The sequence below is a fragment of the Neolewinella aurantiaca genome, from assembly GCF_008014675.1.
GTDB classification, from domain to species: Bacteria; Bacteroidota; Bacteroidia; order Chitinophagales; family Saprospiraceae; genus Neolewinella; species Neolewinella aurantiaca.
The window spans coordinates 74284-90781 of record NZ_VOXD01000014.1; the positions used below are offsets into that span (position 1 = coordinate 74284).

The window sequence follows — 16498 nt, forward strand, 5'->3', positions numbered from 1 at the left end:
GGTTTTGTTTCTGAAGACGCCTTTTGTTTTTTTAAAGAGCCATACGGCAGTGGCTACCATATTATAATCCCAACACTATGAAAAAGATTTTTACACTGAGTACATGGATTTTACTGTCTATACTCTTTGTTTGTCCGCTGACAGCACAAGAAACAATGGTGTGGCCCGGAGATGCCAGCAACAATGGTGTGGCGGATGAGGCCGACCTTATATACTGGGCACGTGCATATGGCATCAAGCGTTTCGAACGCCCGGCATCTTCGATCAATTGGGTAGGGCAACCCGCGACCCCCATCTGGCCCGATACTTTCCCCAGTGGAATCAACTTTGCTCACACAGATATGGACGGTGACGGCAGGGTCTCTGGCCGCGACCTGCAGGCTTTGATGACTAATCTTCACCGCACCCATGCCCCCGCCGAACAAACCGACCCCTGGGTACTTCCTGACACGAGTGGCAACCATGAGGCCGTCCTGAGACTGATGCCCGCGGGCATTCAACTGCGGCCCGAAGGCAGTGTGCTCCTTCTGGATGTGGTTATTAACGGCCGCGAAGGCTCATTTGAGGATTTCCACAGCCTGAGCTTACGGGCCACTGTTTCACCGGGCTTACTGGCCGATTACCAAAACCTCGCTCCTGAGCTAGAGCAAGCTGCTCTCGTTTCTGGCAAAGAATTATTCACACTAGCGGGAGTAGACAGTTCTGCTCACCAACTTTCGTTTTCGGTTACCGCTATCAATCACGAGGACCGGCCAGTCAACGGTGCTATTGCCCGCATGAAACTCCCTCTGGCTGCAGACTTTGAAGCCGACTCCTTTGGCACCGCACAAATTATAGTTGACAGCCTCATATTCGTCGACTCAGACTTCACACCACATAGCCTGGCAACCTCGCCTCTGGATCTTAACACAGACGCGGGTTGTTCTTTTTCGGTCAATCCTGTATGTGGCAGTAATGGCGTCACCTACCTGAACAGTTGCTTTGCCGAGGCAGCCGGCATTACGGTTTACACCTCCGGCGCATGCTGGAACCCCGGTCTCAGTGTTGAAAACATGAACGCAGAAACCCAGTGCCCAACCGCCTACGAGCCTGTCTGCGGTTTTAACGGTGTCACTTACGGCAATGCATGTGAAGCGGAAGCAGCAGGCGTGTTGAATTACTACTCTGGCCTTTGCGACCAGAACGCACAGGATTGCTACGACCCGGGCCTGATTGTTATCAGCAGCGGGACCAGTGTAAATCAGGTAACGGGCGTTATTACCCTTACTTGTGAGCCCGGCAGTCTCCCGGTTTGCGGCTGCGACGGAGAACAATACGCATCAGCGTGTATGGCGGAAGCCAGCGGCGTCCGGAGTTACACCACCGGTGGGTGCGACGACAACTGCGTAAACCCGGCTCAAATTGCCAACACCGATGATTGCGAAAGCAATACTGATTTCGTGTGTGGCTGTAACGGAGAGACATACATAAATTCGTGTTTTGCGGATGCTGCCGGCGTACTCTCTTACACTCCCGGACCATGTAATGGTTCCTCCGGATGGTGCGACGAAGCCACAGTGATTTCGTGCGGCGACTACCTTCCTAATGAGACAACCATAGGTGCAGGCAATCAAATCACCAGCTACCCTGGCGCCACCGGAGCATTGATGCAAGGGCCGGACCGGGTGTATGTTTTCGAAAAATCGTCCGCAGGAGACCTTCAGGTCGGGCTTGAAATTATGACACCGGGTCTTAACATGGACCTTTTCCTTCTGACTGGTGATTGTGGAAACTACACCGTGGTTGGTTCCAGCACCTACTCCAACAATGCGACCAATAACGAAGGCATCGTTCTGGAAGATGCGCCTAACGGCACTTACTACATCATCGTAGACCAGGGCGCAGCGGGAATAGGAGGTAACTACCGTCTTGAACTGAGCTGTGGTTACCTCGACTGCAGCCAACGGGTTCCTCTTTCCTGCGGAACGCCATACAACGGTACCAACGCAGGCGGGACAGATGACGTTAGTACCTACACCTGCGGGCCGCAGCTGAATGTTGAGAATAATGGTCCTGAGATCGTACACACCTTCACTACCACGGAATCCGGACTCGTAACCATTGACCTGACCAATCTCAGTGCAAATCTTGAACTGTTTCTACTGAGTGAATGCAGCCGACGAAGCTGTCTTCAGTACAGCCAGAACTCCGGCACGAGTTCGGAGCAGATTGTACGCAATCTCCCTGCAGGTACATATTACGTAGTCGTTGATGGTTACAACGGCGCGATCTCCAACTACAACCTTACGGTAGACTGCTCATCCTCCTGTGACCTGGACCTCCAGATGCTTGGCCAGACGGGGACGGCTTGCGGGCAATCCGGAGGTAGCATCACCTTTGCAGTAACCGGTGGCAGCCCCACCTACACCGCCCATTACGTTGGTCCTGTATGCCGTGCTGCGAGTAGCTACAACGGTCAGTTTTACTTTGGTAACCTCCCTCCCGGAGATTACGTGACCACCATTGAAGACGCCAGTGGCTGCGAGATGGTATTCAACTTCACCATTTACAATAACAACGGCGGAATGAACGGTACGATGACCCCTACCGCTGCTGGTTGTGGTGAAGAGGGGAGAATCGATGTAAGCCTGCTTACCACCGGAGTAGCTCCCTATACTGTATACCTGAGTGGTGATCTGAACCGGGTCTTTACGACCAGTTCTGCCAACTTCGTAATCACACCGCTCGAAGCGGGCAACTATACTGTCAGCGTAGTAGACGCAGCAGGATGTAGCTTCTCTGAATCCGTGACAATCGACGCAGCCGGAGGAAACCTCGACGTAGAAGCCTGGGCAGAACCTGCCGGCTGTGACGGCAGCATGGGAGAGATTGTGGTCAGAGCTCCCAATGGCACCCTACCCTACTCCATCTCTCTGAGCGGCCCTGTAACCGGAGGAGCAACCGTGAATGGTTACAATTTCCGCTTGCGGTCTTTGCCCGCCGGAGCATACGTATTTACCCTGACAGACGCCTTCGGTTGCTCCTACACCGAAACACTGGTGGTGGCTAACGGAGACATGGAAGTCAGTGTTTCTCCAACCGCAGCCAACTGTGCCCTCCCCGGAGCAGCGAGGGTAAACATTTCTGCTGGCACAGCGCCCTATACCATCAACTATACAGGCCCGGTATCAGGAACGATAAATACCAACGAGCAGATTACGGTTATCAATGATTTGCCCGCCGGCACGTACAATTTCTCGATCTGGGCTGCTGATGGTTGCGATGTAGCAGAAACTATTTTTGTGGAAGACAACGGCGGCAACCTCGACTTCACCGTAAATCAAATGATAGCTGCCTGCGACGGCAACAACTCAGGACTGCAACTCACCGTTACCGGAGGCACCCCTAATTATACGGTAGTGTACAGTGGTACTGTTTCCGGAAGCACAACACTCGACGGAACGGGAACAGGATGGGTAGAGTTACCTCCCGGAACCTACACCTTCACCGCTACCGACTTCGGCAACTGTTCCGCTACAACCGAGATGACGGTGAACGGCGGACTTTCTTCCGCCAACCAATCGAGCTTCGCCACCGGCGCAGGTTGCGGACAGCTCGACAATATCCGGACCCTGCTCAGCGGAGGGGAAGCCCCCTTCTCGGTTACTGTAACGACCGATGCCTGCCCCGAAGAGAACCGGACATTTACCACCCTGGACCACGTTTTCGATCTTACCGATCTTCCCAACTGTACTTATACTATAGAGGTGACAGATGCAAATGACTGCTTCAGCAGCCAAACAGTTTCTATTAATGTAAACCCCGACGATGACATCCTTATCCTTACGGCTCTCGACGGAGCCTGCGGCGGGACCGGAATCATTGACCTGGAAGTAACAGCAGGGGAATACCCTTACTTTATCGACTGGACAGGCCCGGTAGACGGCAACGTTAACCTTGCTTCCCAAACCTACCGGGTGAGCGACCTTCCCGCAGGCACCTACGTCTTCTCCCTGACCAACGCCGACGGTTGCGAAGCAACCGAAACCATCACTCTGCTCAACGACGGCAGCCTGGAAGTCGTCTCCAGCGTAGTAACGGATGAATGCGGCGCTCCGGATCAAATCTGGAACGATATCGAAGGTGGCGCAGGCCCCTACACCGTAGAAGTTATCCGCCTCTGCGACGATACTCAGGTCGACGTTGTAGTGAGTGGCAACGGATTCGAAGTTGTAGATCTCATCCCGTGTGATTACAAGATATCCGTAACCGACGTTAACGGTTGTATGACCATGCGTACCGTCACCGTTGAGCCTTACCAGTTGTTCAATACGATAGCAACCGACGGTGTATGTGGCCAATCAGGCACCCTGGATGTAATGGTGATGAACAGCTTTGCTACAGGGCCCTACTCTCTGAGCTACAGCGGACCGTCAAATGGCATCCAGGCGAGTAATACTGGTGTATTCAACCTCACCGGACTTCCGGCAGGAACTTACACTTTAGTTGTAACGGATGCCAACGGATGCTCTGAAACAGAGACCGCCACACTTACTAACGTACCGAGCGATCTCGATTTACAGACAGCGCTCATCAACAACGATTGTGGGCAGTACAACCAACTCTGGAACGACATCAACGGAGGCACCGGGCCATTTCAGGTGGAAGTAATCCGGCTTTGTGACGGTGTCACCGACACCAGTTTCGTACTGTCGGGCAATGGTTTTGAACTTATAGACCTTGAAGCCTGCTGTTACAGCATCGCGGTTACCGACGCCATGGGTTGTACGGTAATGACCGAAAGCTGCGTGGAAGACCCAAGTGCTAATCTCTTCACTGTTACCCCGGTGAGCGGCCCTTGTGGCGAAAACGGACGGGTCGACCTGTCCTTCATCCGTGGAACGGCGCCTTACCAGGTGGATTACAGTGGTCCGCAATCGGGTTCGAATACAGTAAACGGGAACATTCTTTCCATCAACGATGCGCCAGCGGGCGAGTACACGATTATGGTTACCGACGCTAACGGATGCGAAGAAACAGAAACCGTGGTACTGGAAGGAACTACCAGTAACCTGGTTCTTCAGGCGGCCCTGATCAGCAACGATTGCGAACAGTACAACCAGGTTTGGATCGACATCTTTAACGGTACGGGGCCTTTCTCCGTTGAGGTTATCCGGCTTTGCGACAGCACAACGATGACTCAGTTTGTATCGGGAGAAGTTGGTTTTGAGCTTACTGAGCTTGCACCCTGCGACTACAAAATTATCGTTACCGATGCCGCCGGCTGTATGGTAATGGACGTCATAACCGTCTTCCCCGCACCGATCGATCTTTACAATCTTACCGCTGTTTCCGGAGAATGTAACGAACCCGGCTCCTTTGACTTACAAATCACCCGCGGCCGCGCCCCCTATACCATCGTATACGACGGCCCGGTAAGCGACAGCCTGGTGACCGACCAGACCAGTCTGAGCCGTGAGGACCTGCCGAGTGGAGACTACACCTTCTTCGTAACCGACAGCCTGGGTTGTATCGAAACTAATCAGTTCACTATTCAGAACACAACTTCCGATCTCGACCTGGTAACCTCACTTATCTTTAACGACTGCAACCAACTGAATCAGTTGTGGAACGACATCGAGGGAGGAACGGCTCCCTTCAACGTGGAAGTGACCCGCTTGTGTGACGGGACCATAGACACCACCTTTACGACCAATGAGACGCAGTTCGAACTCGACAACCGTACTCCTTGCGAGTACGCGATAACAGTCACCGACGCTACCGGCTGCACAGATGCAGAAACGATCGTAGTGCAGGGCACCTCTGCTAACCTGTTTGATGTTGCGATTAACAATAGCTGTGACAGTAGTGGCTTCTTCCTCGACTTCATTGCAGGAACAGGGCCGTACCGCATTGCGATGTCGGGGCCGGTAACCCGTATTTACGAAGATATCGACGGTCCGCTCTACATCCCCGCTCCGGCGGGAGATTACGCCATCCGCGCTTTCAGCGCAGAAGGATGCATGGAAATGAACTTTTCCTCCATTATCGGAGGCGGCTCGGGAGAACTGGCAGAAATTGGTTTTGCCACCTCAATGGACGGGCTTGCGGTGAACTTTACCAATCAGTCCGGCCCCGGCGATTACAGTTGGGATTTCGGTGACGGTACCGCAGTTGTTACCGATGCTAACCCTCAGCACATTTACGCTGACGCCGGCACCTACCAGGTTTGCCTCACCGCAGCCAACGGCTGCGGCAGCAATACTGCCTGCCAAACGGTGGACGTAAATTCTACCGGCAGCGCTCAGATCATAATCGGGGGAGCACAGAGCTTCCCCGGAGGCAGCGTAAGCATTCCTGTTTCCATTCAGGGAACAGACAATATTGCGACTATCGCGGGAACTTTTGCGCTGGACAACCCGTCTCTGGCCACCATCACTCACCTTTCTGCCGGAGCAATAGCACCTCAGTTCAATGCTGACAACAGCAGCTTCTCTTTCGTTGCAAACGGAACGGAAGGTGTTACACTGGGAGGCAATATCGACGTACTTTTCTTTATTCACCTCCAACTTGGCAACAACCCGGGTGAAACGGAGTTGGAGCTCATCAACCAGCCGATTGAGCTCGAAGTCAGCGCGGTGCGCAGTGGCGTCCCCATTCTCGTTCCTGTCACTTACCTTCCCGGCTTTGTGGAGGTCTCCAGCAGTATCGTCGGCAACATCAGTTCCCAGGCGATGACCCCCGACAACAACGAGGTGGAAGGCACTACTTTCCAGTTATCTGAGCCCGATGGTGGTTTCACGATCGACCTGCCGGTGAACCAGGAAGGTATTGCCACAACAATCGCGGGGCTCTCTATGGGCCGAATGTACTACATCGAACCACTGAAGACGAGCGATTACGCCAACGGGCTGTCCAGCTTTGAAATCTTCCTGACCCAACGGTACCTTCTTGGTTATGACGTGCCTCAGATTACCGATCCGATGCAAGTAGTGGCGATGGACATGAACTGCAGTCAGAGCGTTTCCACCATCGACCTGTACCTGATGCAGCGTTTGCTCCTCAATGACGACCTGACCGAAGTGGCTGGCTGTAACAGTTGGACCTTCGTACCTGACAGTCATATTTTCGCTGACGACTGGAACGAAAACGGAGTGTTCCCCGCTCCACGCCGTGCCGAAGTCATGCTGGAAAGCGACACGATGGTGATGTTTACCGGCGTAAAAACGGGTGACATTCTCAACAGTGCCGACCCTGGCCGTAGTATGGGCGACCTTCCGCTCAACGTCAGGTTACCCGAGGTTTTCAATGCCGGCCAGACCTACGAACTTACCCTCAGCTTAGCTGAAACCCGAAACCTGGTTTCGTTCCAGAGCGAATTCAAAGTAGCGGAAGGGCTTGAGATCCTCAGCGTATTGCCCGGCGAGCTTTCCGAAGCTGAAATTGGTGACCACCTCAGCAGTCGTGGCCTCTTCAGAATGAGCTGGTTCAGTGAAACGGGAGAAATGCGGGCGCTAAACGCAGGTGCAGAGATGGTTAAGTTAACCGTTCGGGCTACCGCAACCCGGCGCTCCGCTGCCGGAGACATTTCCGTTAACAAGGAAGCCGCATTCTCTTCCGAAGGACACGACGCTACCTTCCAGCGCTTCGTCCCTACCGTAAACAACCTGACGAATACCGAAGCCGTTTCGGCGTTCCGCTTCCTGAGCGCGGCCCCGAACCCGGCCGCTGAATACGTCGATATCCGCTTCGAACTTCCTCAGACCGACGAAACCGAACTGAAGCTATTCGATGCACTTGGCCGTGAGGTCATTTACCGGACGCAAACCCTTACCGGCGGAACGCAACGTTTCCGCCTCGACACGCGCGCGCTGGCTGCCGGAGCTTATCACTTCCAACTGGTGGCTGGTGGCGAAGCAGCCACAGGGAAACTTATTATCCGACGCTGATAAGTGTTCCCCCAGTCTTTTTGTTGGCAGAGGCTGAGCTGGTCTCCCTCTGCCAGCATTTAAGCTGAACTCCTGGGGGAAACAAAGCAATATTCTGACGACAAACGTAAAAGCATTCAGCATCCGGGCTGCCATTGAGGTTAGCCCGGATGTTGAATGCTTTTTTATTGGTCAGCTATAAACCCCGGGCTCTGCCCGGAGGAACGACATTTATTCTTCCTCGCAGAAGTAGTCCACCTCCGAGAGTAGTTCCGGGCGGAGATAAGTACGTGCCACCCGGTTTACGTCGGCAACGGTAACTGCGAGGTACTGTTCCAGTTCGAGGTTAATCAGTTCAGGTTTACCGAGAGCGGCGTAGAAGGCGAGTTCGGAAGCCCTGCTGCTTACGTTGATGCTCTTAAAGTGGTTGTGTTGCTCCAGTCGGTTCATCACTTTGGCCAGTTGAGGTTCGGCGACTCCTTTGCGTACCAACTCATTAACGGTCTCGAAAAGAGCATTCCGTGCTTCGTCGTAGTCGGCATCTTCGTCCGGGCGCGCATCGATCATAATGGAACCGGAGTCGAGGCCGTCGTTATGGCTCGCCGAAACTTCCGCAAAAAGATCACCGTCGCGAACGAGACGGCGGTAGAGCAATGAAGACCGGCCGCTTCCCAGCAGGAAACAAAGGATATCGATGGCGGGGAAATCGGGGTGCAAGCGACCTGGAGTCCGGTAGCTCAGATATATGACGGGGCTTGGCACATCGGCTACCACCTTCTTCCGGCGGGTTTCGGTTTGTTCCGGTTCTTCCGGCAATTCTGGTCGGTGATGGTTAGGTCCTGAGGGGGGAATATCTCCAAACCATTTTTCGATCTGGTCCCGGATGAGGCTGTTGTCGTAGCCTCCGGCAACGGCCAGGATTGCGTTGTCGGGCCGGTAGTAAGTGTAGTAGAAGTCACGTACATCCTCCAGGCTTGCATCCTCAATGTGCTCGAAGCGTTCCCCGATAACCGGCCACCGGTAAGGATGTACCTTATAGACCAGTTCGTTGAGGTGATGGTAAAGATCGCCGTAGGGTTCTTCAAGGCAGGTTTCCTTGAATTCTTCGACTACTACTTTTTTCTGCGTATCGAGGGATTTCTGGTCCAGCTTGAGCCTGGCCATGCGGTCGGATTCCAGCCAGAGAGCCGTTTCGACATTATCTGCCGGCAGGATATCGTAGTAAAGGGTTTGATCAGCGCCGGTAACCGCGTTGTTTTCCCCTCCGGCCAATTGCAGGGCTTCGTCAAAGTCCGGGATGTTTTGCGAGCCGCCAAACATGAGGTGCTCGAAAAGATGAGCGAAACCGGTACGGCCGGGCGGGTCGTTGCGGCTACCGACCTTATAAAGAACATTAACGGCAGCCACGGTGCGCTTAGGGTCGTGATGAAGCACGACCGTCAGCCCATTTTTGAGTTTGTAAGTTTCGTACGGTATCAAGTAGGATTTTTTTGCATCTGCCCGTCTGTACTCAGTGTATGCAACGGGGTACATCTACCAACACCCATCAGCAACCATAGTTGCAGGCAGGAGACGAAGCGTGTATCGATTTCCGCAGTGCAGAGGCACCAAAACGGTTCAGGTTCGCATCAATAGAAAGTTCGAACTTCTATAAGATGCCCATCCACCGCCTGACCGCGATCCTATTCGTTTACACACTCATGCACTGTAGTGGCCCGGCGTCAGCCATTCCGCTGTCTGACCTCGACTATATAGAAATTGAGAACCATACCGGTTGGGTGCTGCGAATTCACGGAGATGGAGGCGGGAGCCTGAGTCATAAACAACTACCCGCTCATTATTTGCACTATCCCGCCCAGACCTTTTCGCCGACTCCGGGCCGACAGATAGCGCTTCGCTGCCGGGGCCGTAGTCTGAGCCCGGTATGCGTTTTGGTAAGTTACTACGATGCGAGTGTCAACAGCGTTTCAGTGTGCAGGTGTAGCCCGGGAGGCTGGCCGGGAGCGATCATGGAACAAGCCATCAGCCAGATGCAGTATGCAGTAGACGCTGGCGGAAGCGAGCGGAGCTGCCGTATGCTTATGCGAAAGTGGATCGCTTCGCGATAACGTTCAGCGTTAAGTGCCGGGTAGCGTTCAATACGATCGCTCCAGGACAACTTAACGCCGAACGCCTTGTTTAAAACTGAGCGATTCCCATCAAAGTCTGGTAATCTTTTGCAGCTTTGACCACGATTTCTTTTGCAGTTTCAGCACCCAGGAACTCTTCGATCACTACAGCTTTCTTTTCGAGTTTCTTGTAGTCCTCGAAGAAGGTTTGCAACTCAAGTTTGAAGTGTGGAGGTAGTTCGGAGATATCGTTGTAGTGGTTTACGCTCATGTCGTTTTCGGCGACAGCGATGATTTTGTCGTCAAGTTCACCACCATCAAGCATCCGCATTACACCAATTACTTTGCAGGACACGAGGCACATCGGGACGATCGTAGCCTGAGTGAGCACCATGATATCCAGGGGGTCATCGTCGTCACAGTAAGTCTGGGGGATGAAGCCGTAGTTTGCCGGATAGTGCATGGAAGAGTATATGACCCGATCCATTTTGAGCAGCCCCGTGGTTTTATCCAACTCGTACTTAGCCCGTTCTCCGCGCGGGATTTCGATAATACCATTAACAATGGTAGGCGCATTTTCTCCGACCGGGATACGGTGCCAGGGATTAGTGGGGTCGTATTGTAAAGACATATAACAGGGATAAAAAGCAAACAGCATTCAACGTCAACTCAGCCCTACAGAATGACAGGACGGTTATTCGTTGAATGCTGATCGATTAAGAATTCTGGTTTGGGACGCAAAGGTAGGTGGATTGTCACCGCTAAACCAGTAAACCGAAGATTTTTGTCGTTCAACAAGAAAGTTCACTTCGCTTTTTCTGCCATTTTTCACGAACAAAAATGTTGTCCACTCCCTTATCAGACGCGATTTCCCAACAATATTTCGTGTAAAGGCCTGCTAAAAGTATTTATGAATCTCCATAAGCAACAGCCACCACACTTTGCAGCGTGCGCACTCTTCTTGCACCATTATTACCCTTCTTGACAGTACTTAGTGTAAAAAAGTAAAAAAGCATAATAAATCCTGCGCTGTACTCTGGTCAAAGATTTTACCTTTAGACCAAATCTGAACTTGACCCTACGCCCGTTCTGCTATAGTTACTGATCGCTTTTTAATGGTAGCGTAAGGCTTAACTGTTTTTTGCGCATCATCACTTTAGCCGATTTTGCGGGAAGGTGCTCGTTGCTGAGGGGTTGAGTTGAGGATTGTTTTTCCTGTTTTACCCCATCTTCGATCGTCATGCACAACAAATTATTTTTCGTTCTGGTATCCGCCGTAGTTATTTCTTTTTTGCTCTCGGCCTGCGGAAACAACCAAAACCCCGCCAGTGAATACATCAGCCTTCCGGCAAACGGCCCCGTTCTTATGGTGGGCAACCCCGATCGTTCGCTGGTGGACAAGCTGAAGAACGGGTTCAGCCAAACCCCACTTACCGCTCCTTATCGGATGCTTGACGAAGACAGCCTCTTCAATCATCGCAACCTTGTGCTTTTGCGTGTAGAAAGCGACAGCCTTACCACCCACCGACGCAGAGCCGTAGAGCGGTTCGTTTCCGCTGGAGGACGATTACTGATCGTTGACGATCGTGAAGCAGTCCCCTACGAATGGGCCTGGTACAACGATGCCCGCTCGGGGCAAACCGGAGCACAGGCATTTGGTGCAGGGCAGGTGCTTGCCATCAACGGAACATCACCAGCACCCGGAGATTTCTTTGCCTCTTCAACCTCCGCTGCACCTGCGGCCGCGCCCGTACCCGTCTCCTTACCTGCGGCCCCAAAAGCTGACCGGTTCCAACTAGAAGTACTCGACGATAACATTTACGAACCAATGGAAATGGAGGTACTGCCCGACGGCAACGTTCTCTTTCTGGAACGCCGTGGCAAAATGAAAATGTGGACGAAAGGCGGAACCAAACTAGTGCATGACTTCCCCGTATGCATTGAAGGCAACTACGAAGACGGTCTTCATGGCCTGGCCCTAGACCCCGGGTATGGCAAAGAAAACCACTGGATTTACCTTTACTACAGCCCGAGCCCCTGCGACAGCCTGGATCAATTACTCAGTCGCTTCGAATTCAAGAAAGGTGTACTGGACACCAATAGTGAAAAAGTGGTATTGCGGGTACCCGTGCAGCGGAAAAGCTGCTGCCACAGCGGTGGATCGGTCGAATTCGGTGCCGACGGATTGCTTTACCTGAGCACCGGAGACAACACATCGAGCAAAGAGTCTGACGGATACAGCCCACTGGATGAGCGCCCCGGCCGCGGGCCATACGACAGTCAGAAGTCGAGCGGAAACACGAACGACCTGCGGGGTAAAATCCTTCGCATCAAAATCACCCCCGATGGGAGCTACGAGATTCCCGAAGGGAATCTATTTGCCGATGGCACGGAAGGTAAACCCGAAATATACGTGATGGGTGCCCGCAATCCTTTCAGGATTGCCATCGACCCATGGACTAAGTACCTCTACTGGGGCGATGTGGGCCCGGATGTAGGCGAAGATGGTCGCTACGGTCCCCAGAGCTACGACGAATGGAACCAGGCAATGACCGCCGGCAACTACGGCTGGCCTTATTTCGTAGGGAACAATTTTGCTTACCCGGACCGGGATTTTGCAACAGATGAAGTCGGGGAGCTTTTCAATGCGGAAGCCCCCATCAATGCCTCTCCCAACAACACCGGTGCGCGCCAGCTCCCGCCCGCCCGCCCGGCGCTGATCTGGTATCCGTACGGACCAAGTAAAGAATTTCCAATGCTGGGCACCGGCAGCCGTTCGGCCATGTCCGGGCCTTTTTACGATAAGCGCCAACTCGTCCCCATCACGAATAGTGCTCTGCCGGATTACTACGACGGCAAATGGTTCATCTACGAATGGGCCCGCAGCTGGGTAAAAGTCGTCACGCTGGACTCGGCCCGGCAGAACATCGTTCAGATCGAAGACTTCCTCCCGGAGGTAAAATTCAGTAAACCGATCGACTTTAAGATTGGTCCCGACGGGTCAGTCTACGTAATTGAATACGGCAACGACTACTTCCTCAACAATCCGGATGCGCGGCTGGTAAGGATAAGCTATTCGGCCCGGAATCGTCCGCCGGTGGCCATTCTCGAACTGGACGAACCGGCGGGTGGAATTCCGTTTTCGCCGACGCTCACTGCAGCGGAAAGCTCAGACCCGGACCCGGGCGACAGCCTTGCTTACCGTTGGTTCCTCGACGGGAAGCTGGCAACTGAAACCCTGGTTTTCAGCCCCACAATCACCCAGGCCGGCCCGCACGCTGTTCGTTTGGAAGTGGAAGATGAGGCAGGAAGTACTGCGGAGGCTTCGGTAGTGCTCACGGCAGGAAACTCACGGCCCGAGCTAAACATCAGCCTGAATGGTAACCGGTCCTTTCTCCTTCCCGGCAGAAAGAAACTCACCTATTCTGCCGTTGTGAACGACCCTGAAGACGAGGCCTCCGGCGCACTGGACCGCAGCCAGGTCGTGGTAAATGCAGCCTGGGTAGAAGACGGCATGCTGGTGGATGGTGTCCGCAGGGGCGAACGGCAAATGCCGGCGGGCGACCTTCGGTTCGCTGCGGGAGAAGCCTTACTTGCCGGAAGCGATTGCTACACGTGCCACAAAGAGCGTAGCGAAAACATAGGACCGGCTTACCTCTCCGTCGCCGAACGTTACGATGATAAGCCCGCAACAATCACTTCGCTGGCAAAAAAGGTAATCAGGGGCGGCAACGGCGTTTGGGGAGAACGACTGATGAGTGCCCACCCTGCGCTGAGCCAGGATGACGCAGAAATAATGGTGGGCTACATCCTGAGCCTGAACGACGCGGGGAGGCTCCCGCTGCGGGGAGAAACATCTCCCGGTTCCGGAGCGGGCAGCTATGTACTCGCCGCCAGTTACCGGGATAAGGGAGGCAGAAACGCACCTCCCCTCGTGGGCCAGAGCGTGATCGTACTGCGCCCCACTACCCTGGAGGCCGAAGCACATAACGACGGACTGTACCGCGCAGCGGTACCCCAGGGAGGAGAGAATAATGCTTTTAAGGTCGTCAATTTCCGCCCCGGCGGGAGCTTACGCCTCGCCAACGTACACCTGCTTGACCTGAAAGTCCTGAAGGCCCACCTGCACGCCAACGTACCGGGAGTACTCGATCTTCGTTATGGCGCCCCGGATGGTAAACTGCTGAGCAGCCGGGAACTCTCCCCCACTGAAGGCTGGAACGTCTATACAGACGTAAGTTTACCACTACCCGCCGAAGCCAACGATCTACCTCCTGGCGACCTCTACCTCGTCTGGAAAGGAGAAGGCGGTGTCGTCGAAGACGACATGGGCCACCACCGGCCGGGGGACGTGGGCTTTCTGGACTGGCTGAAAGTAGAATAATACCCTACAAAATCAAGTGTCGGGGTATCTACATCTAAAACAACGCTTGCTATGGGTAAACAACTCCCGCAATTAAACGACCGCCTTACCGAATTCATCGGCCGGCAGCACCTTTTTTTTGTCGCTACCGCCCCGGCGGAGGGGCGGGTAAACTGCTCCCCCAAAGGGATGGATTCACTAAGGGTACTCTCCCCGAACCGGATTCTATGGCTTAACGTAACCGGCAGCGGCAACGAAACAGCCGCTCACGTACTGGAAAACGAACGGATGACACTGATGTGGTGCGCCCTCACCGGGCCCCCACTCATCCTGCGGGCTTACGGAAAGGCGAGAGCTGTACACCATGGCGACTCCGACTGGGACGAACTTTTCTCCCATTTCACTCCTCTGCCCGGTGCCCGGCAAATTTTCGATCTGACCATCGACATGGTGCAAACCAGTTGCGGCATGGCGGTTCCCCTGCTGGAATTCAACGAAGACAGGAAACTCTTGAACAACTGGGCAGAAACAAAGAGCAAAGAAGAACTCGAGGCATACTGGACAGAGAAGAACACCCTCAGCATCGACGGTTTACCTACCGGTATTTAGCCCGCTGAAGCCTCCGGAACAATTACCTTTGCCGACATGCTACTTCCGTACAAAGAAAAAGGCCGGCTCGAGGCAGGTTGCGACGAAGCGGGCCGGGGATGCCTGGCCGGTCCGGTTTTTGCCGCAGCGGTGATTTTGCCCGCAGGCTTCAGTGATCCGGACCTGAACGACAGCAAAAAGCTCAAGGAGTCTGACCGCGATGCGCTCCGGCTGCGGATCGAGAAGAATGCTCTTGCCTGGAAGGTCGCCAGCTATAGTGTTGAGGAGGTCGACAAATACAACATCTTTCAGAGCAGCTACCGGGCAATGCACCGGGCGCTCGACGCACTGAACCATACGCCCGACTTTCTGCTCATTGACGGTAAGTTCTTTGTACCCTACGGAGACATGCCCTACGAGTGTGTAATCAAAGGCGACGGAAAGTACCAGAGCATCGCGGCGGCGGGTATACTGGCGAAGACACACCGGGACGAGTACATGCGCAAAATCCACGAAGCTTACCCTCAGTACGGCTGGGATTCAAATGCAGGCTACCCCACCGTCAAACACCGGGCTGCTATCGAGAAATTCGGTGCTACGGAGCACCATCGGAAAAGCTTTCGTTTGCTTAAAGAAGGCAAACAGTTCAGTCTGTTCGAGGATCTTCATTGAGCCGATTCGTCAGATCCACTGCACTTCACCCAATTGCTCCTCCGTCTGTTCGCGGTCTGTTGCCAGCCCCAGCATCATACCTCCGCCTCCGGCACCGCACAGTTTCATTACGTAGCCGTTTCCGGTCCACTTTTCGTGCAGGTGCTGCGGGATGAAACCTGAAAATTCCTTCAGCTGAAAATCAGCAAGGCGGGCGGTGTGCGCCCGCAATTTTTCCCGGTTACCGGCAAGAAGCGCATCGATGGCAGCATCTGCATTGGCGGTCCATTCCTGGTCTATCGTTTCAGCGAGCCCCTGATCGGAGTCGTAGCGAAGGGTAAAAGAACGGATGAAATCAGCTGCTTTCCGCTCGATCCCCGTGTCAAGAAGAAAAAAGCCCTGATTCCAGTCAGGGGGTAGTTGGGTGATCCTGGGTGGCTGCCCGCCACCCAGCAGAACCGGCTGACTCAGGTAACAGATCAGGGGGTCGGTCCCGGAACTTTGGCCATGGAAGTGCTGCTCCATACGGGCCAGGTTATTCCGGAGTTCTTCGGTGCTCAGCGCTTTACCTTCCTCGGTGGCGAAGCGGCTCCAGATCGCGGCGCAGACTGCGCCGCTGCTGCCCAATCCGTAACCGGTGGGAATGTTCCCCGTCAGGCGCCAATCGGCGAGCAGGTGATCTTCGAGCAGGCTTGTTTGCAGCAGATGGCCGGGGATGGCGACTTTGAGGTAATCACAAAACCCGAGGAGTTGTTCGTCGGGTTTACTGCGGCTCCATTTCAGGGAGCGACCGGGGTAAGGAACGGCCAGTCCACGGCCACCGCGCAGCACGGTATGCTCGCCGTAGAGGAGGATTTTAGCGGGATATTCGCGGGACATGG

Annotated in this window: 9 protein-coding genes; 5 read left to right on the top strand and 4 right to left on the bottom strand. The window is 54.0% G+C overall.

What is annotated here, in order from left to right:
- Positions 1-77 precede the first annotated feature (77 nt).
- A complete protein-coding gene (locus FUA23_RS10685) occupies positions 78-7928 on the top strand; it encodes a T9SS type A sorting domain-containing protein (RefSeq protein ID WP_147930733.1) in 7851 nt (2616 codons plus the stop codon).
- 210 nt (positions 7929-8138) lie between these two features.
- Here the strand turns inward: FUA23_RS10685 and FUA23_RS10690 are convergent, their stop codons facing one another.
- The gene (locus FUA23_RS10690) at positions 8139-9386 is read right to left on the bottom strand and encodes a M16 family metallopeptidase (protein WP_187270968.1); all 1248 of its coding nucleotides are present in this window, start codon (positions 9384-9386) and stop codon (positions 8139-8141) included.
- A gap of 176 nt (positions 9387-9562) precedes the next feature.
- On the opposite strand from FUA23_RS10690, the gene FUA23_RS10695 reads away from it, so the two are divergent.
- Positions 9563-10015: a hypothetical protein gene (locus FUA23_RS10695; protein ID WP_147930735.1), complete on the top strand. Its 453-nt coding sequence runs from the start codon at positions 9563-9565 to the stop codon at positions 10013-10015.
- Between the two features lie 70 nt (positions 10016-10085).
- Here the strand turns inward: FUA23_RS10695 and FUA23_RS10700 are convergent, their stop codons facing one another.
- Positions 10086-10646, bottom strand: coding sequence for an inorganic diphosphatase (locus FUA23_RS10700; RefSeq protein WP_147930736.1), 561 nt, complete (start codon positions 10644-10646; stop codon positions 10086-10088).
- A gap of 467 nt (positions 10647-11113) precedes the next feature.
- Positions 11114-11257, bottom strand: coding sequence for a hypothetical protein (locus tag FUA23_RS22575; protein ID WP_222707020.1), 144 nt, complete (start codon positions 11255-11257; stop codon positions 11114-11116).
- Here FUA23_RS22575 and FUA23_RS10705 point away from each other — a divergent pair.
- From FUA23_RS10705 to FUA23_RS10715, 3 genes are read left to right on the top strand one after another with little or no spacing between them, the layout of a single operon-like run.
- On the top strand, positions 11256-14399 hold the full coding sequence (locus FUA23_RS10705) for a PQQ-dependent sugar dehydrogenase (protein WP_147930737.1): 3144 nt from the start codon (positions 11256-11258) through the stop codon (positions 14397-14399). The genes FUA23_RS22575 and FUA23_RS10705 overlap by 2 nt on opposite strands.
- A 51-nt stretch (positions 14400-14450) precedes the next feature.
- Entirely contained in the window at positions 14451-14987 is a 537-nt protein-coding gene (locus tag FUA23_RS10710; protein ID WP_147930738.1) for a pyridoxamine 5'-phosphate oxidase family protein, read from the top strand.
- Positions 14988-15023: 36 nt separating this feature from the next.
- Positions 15024-15638 carry a ribonuclease HII gene (locus tag FUA23_RS10715; RefSeq protein WP_147930739.1) on the top strand — a complete coding sequence of 205 codons (615 nt, stop codon included), beginning with the start codon at positions 15024-15026 and terminating at the stop codon, positions 15636-15638.
- A gap of 9 nt (positions 15639-15647) precedes the next feature.
- Here FUA23_RS10715 and FUA23_RS10720 read toward each other — a convergent pair whose 3' ends face one another.
- The gene (locus tag FUA23_RS10720; RefSeq protein ID WP_147930740.1) at positions 15648-16496 is read right to left on the bottom strand and encodes a mevalonate kinase family protein; all 849 of its coding nucleotides are present in this window, start codon (positions 16494-16496) and stop codon (positions 15648-15650) included.
- Positions 16497-16498 lie beyond the last annotated feature (2 nt).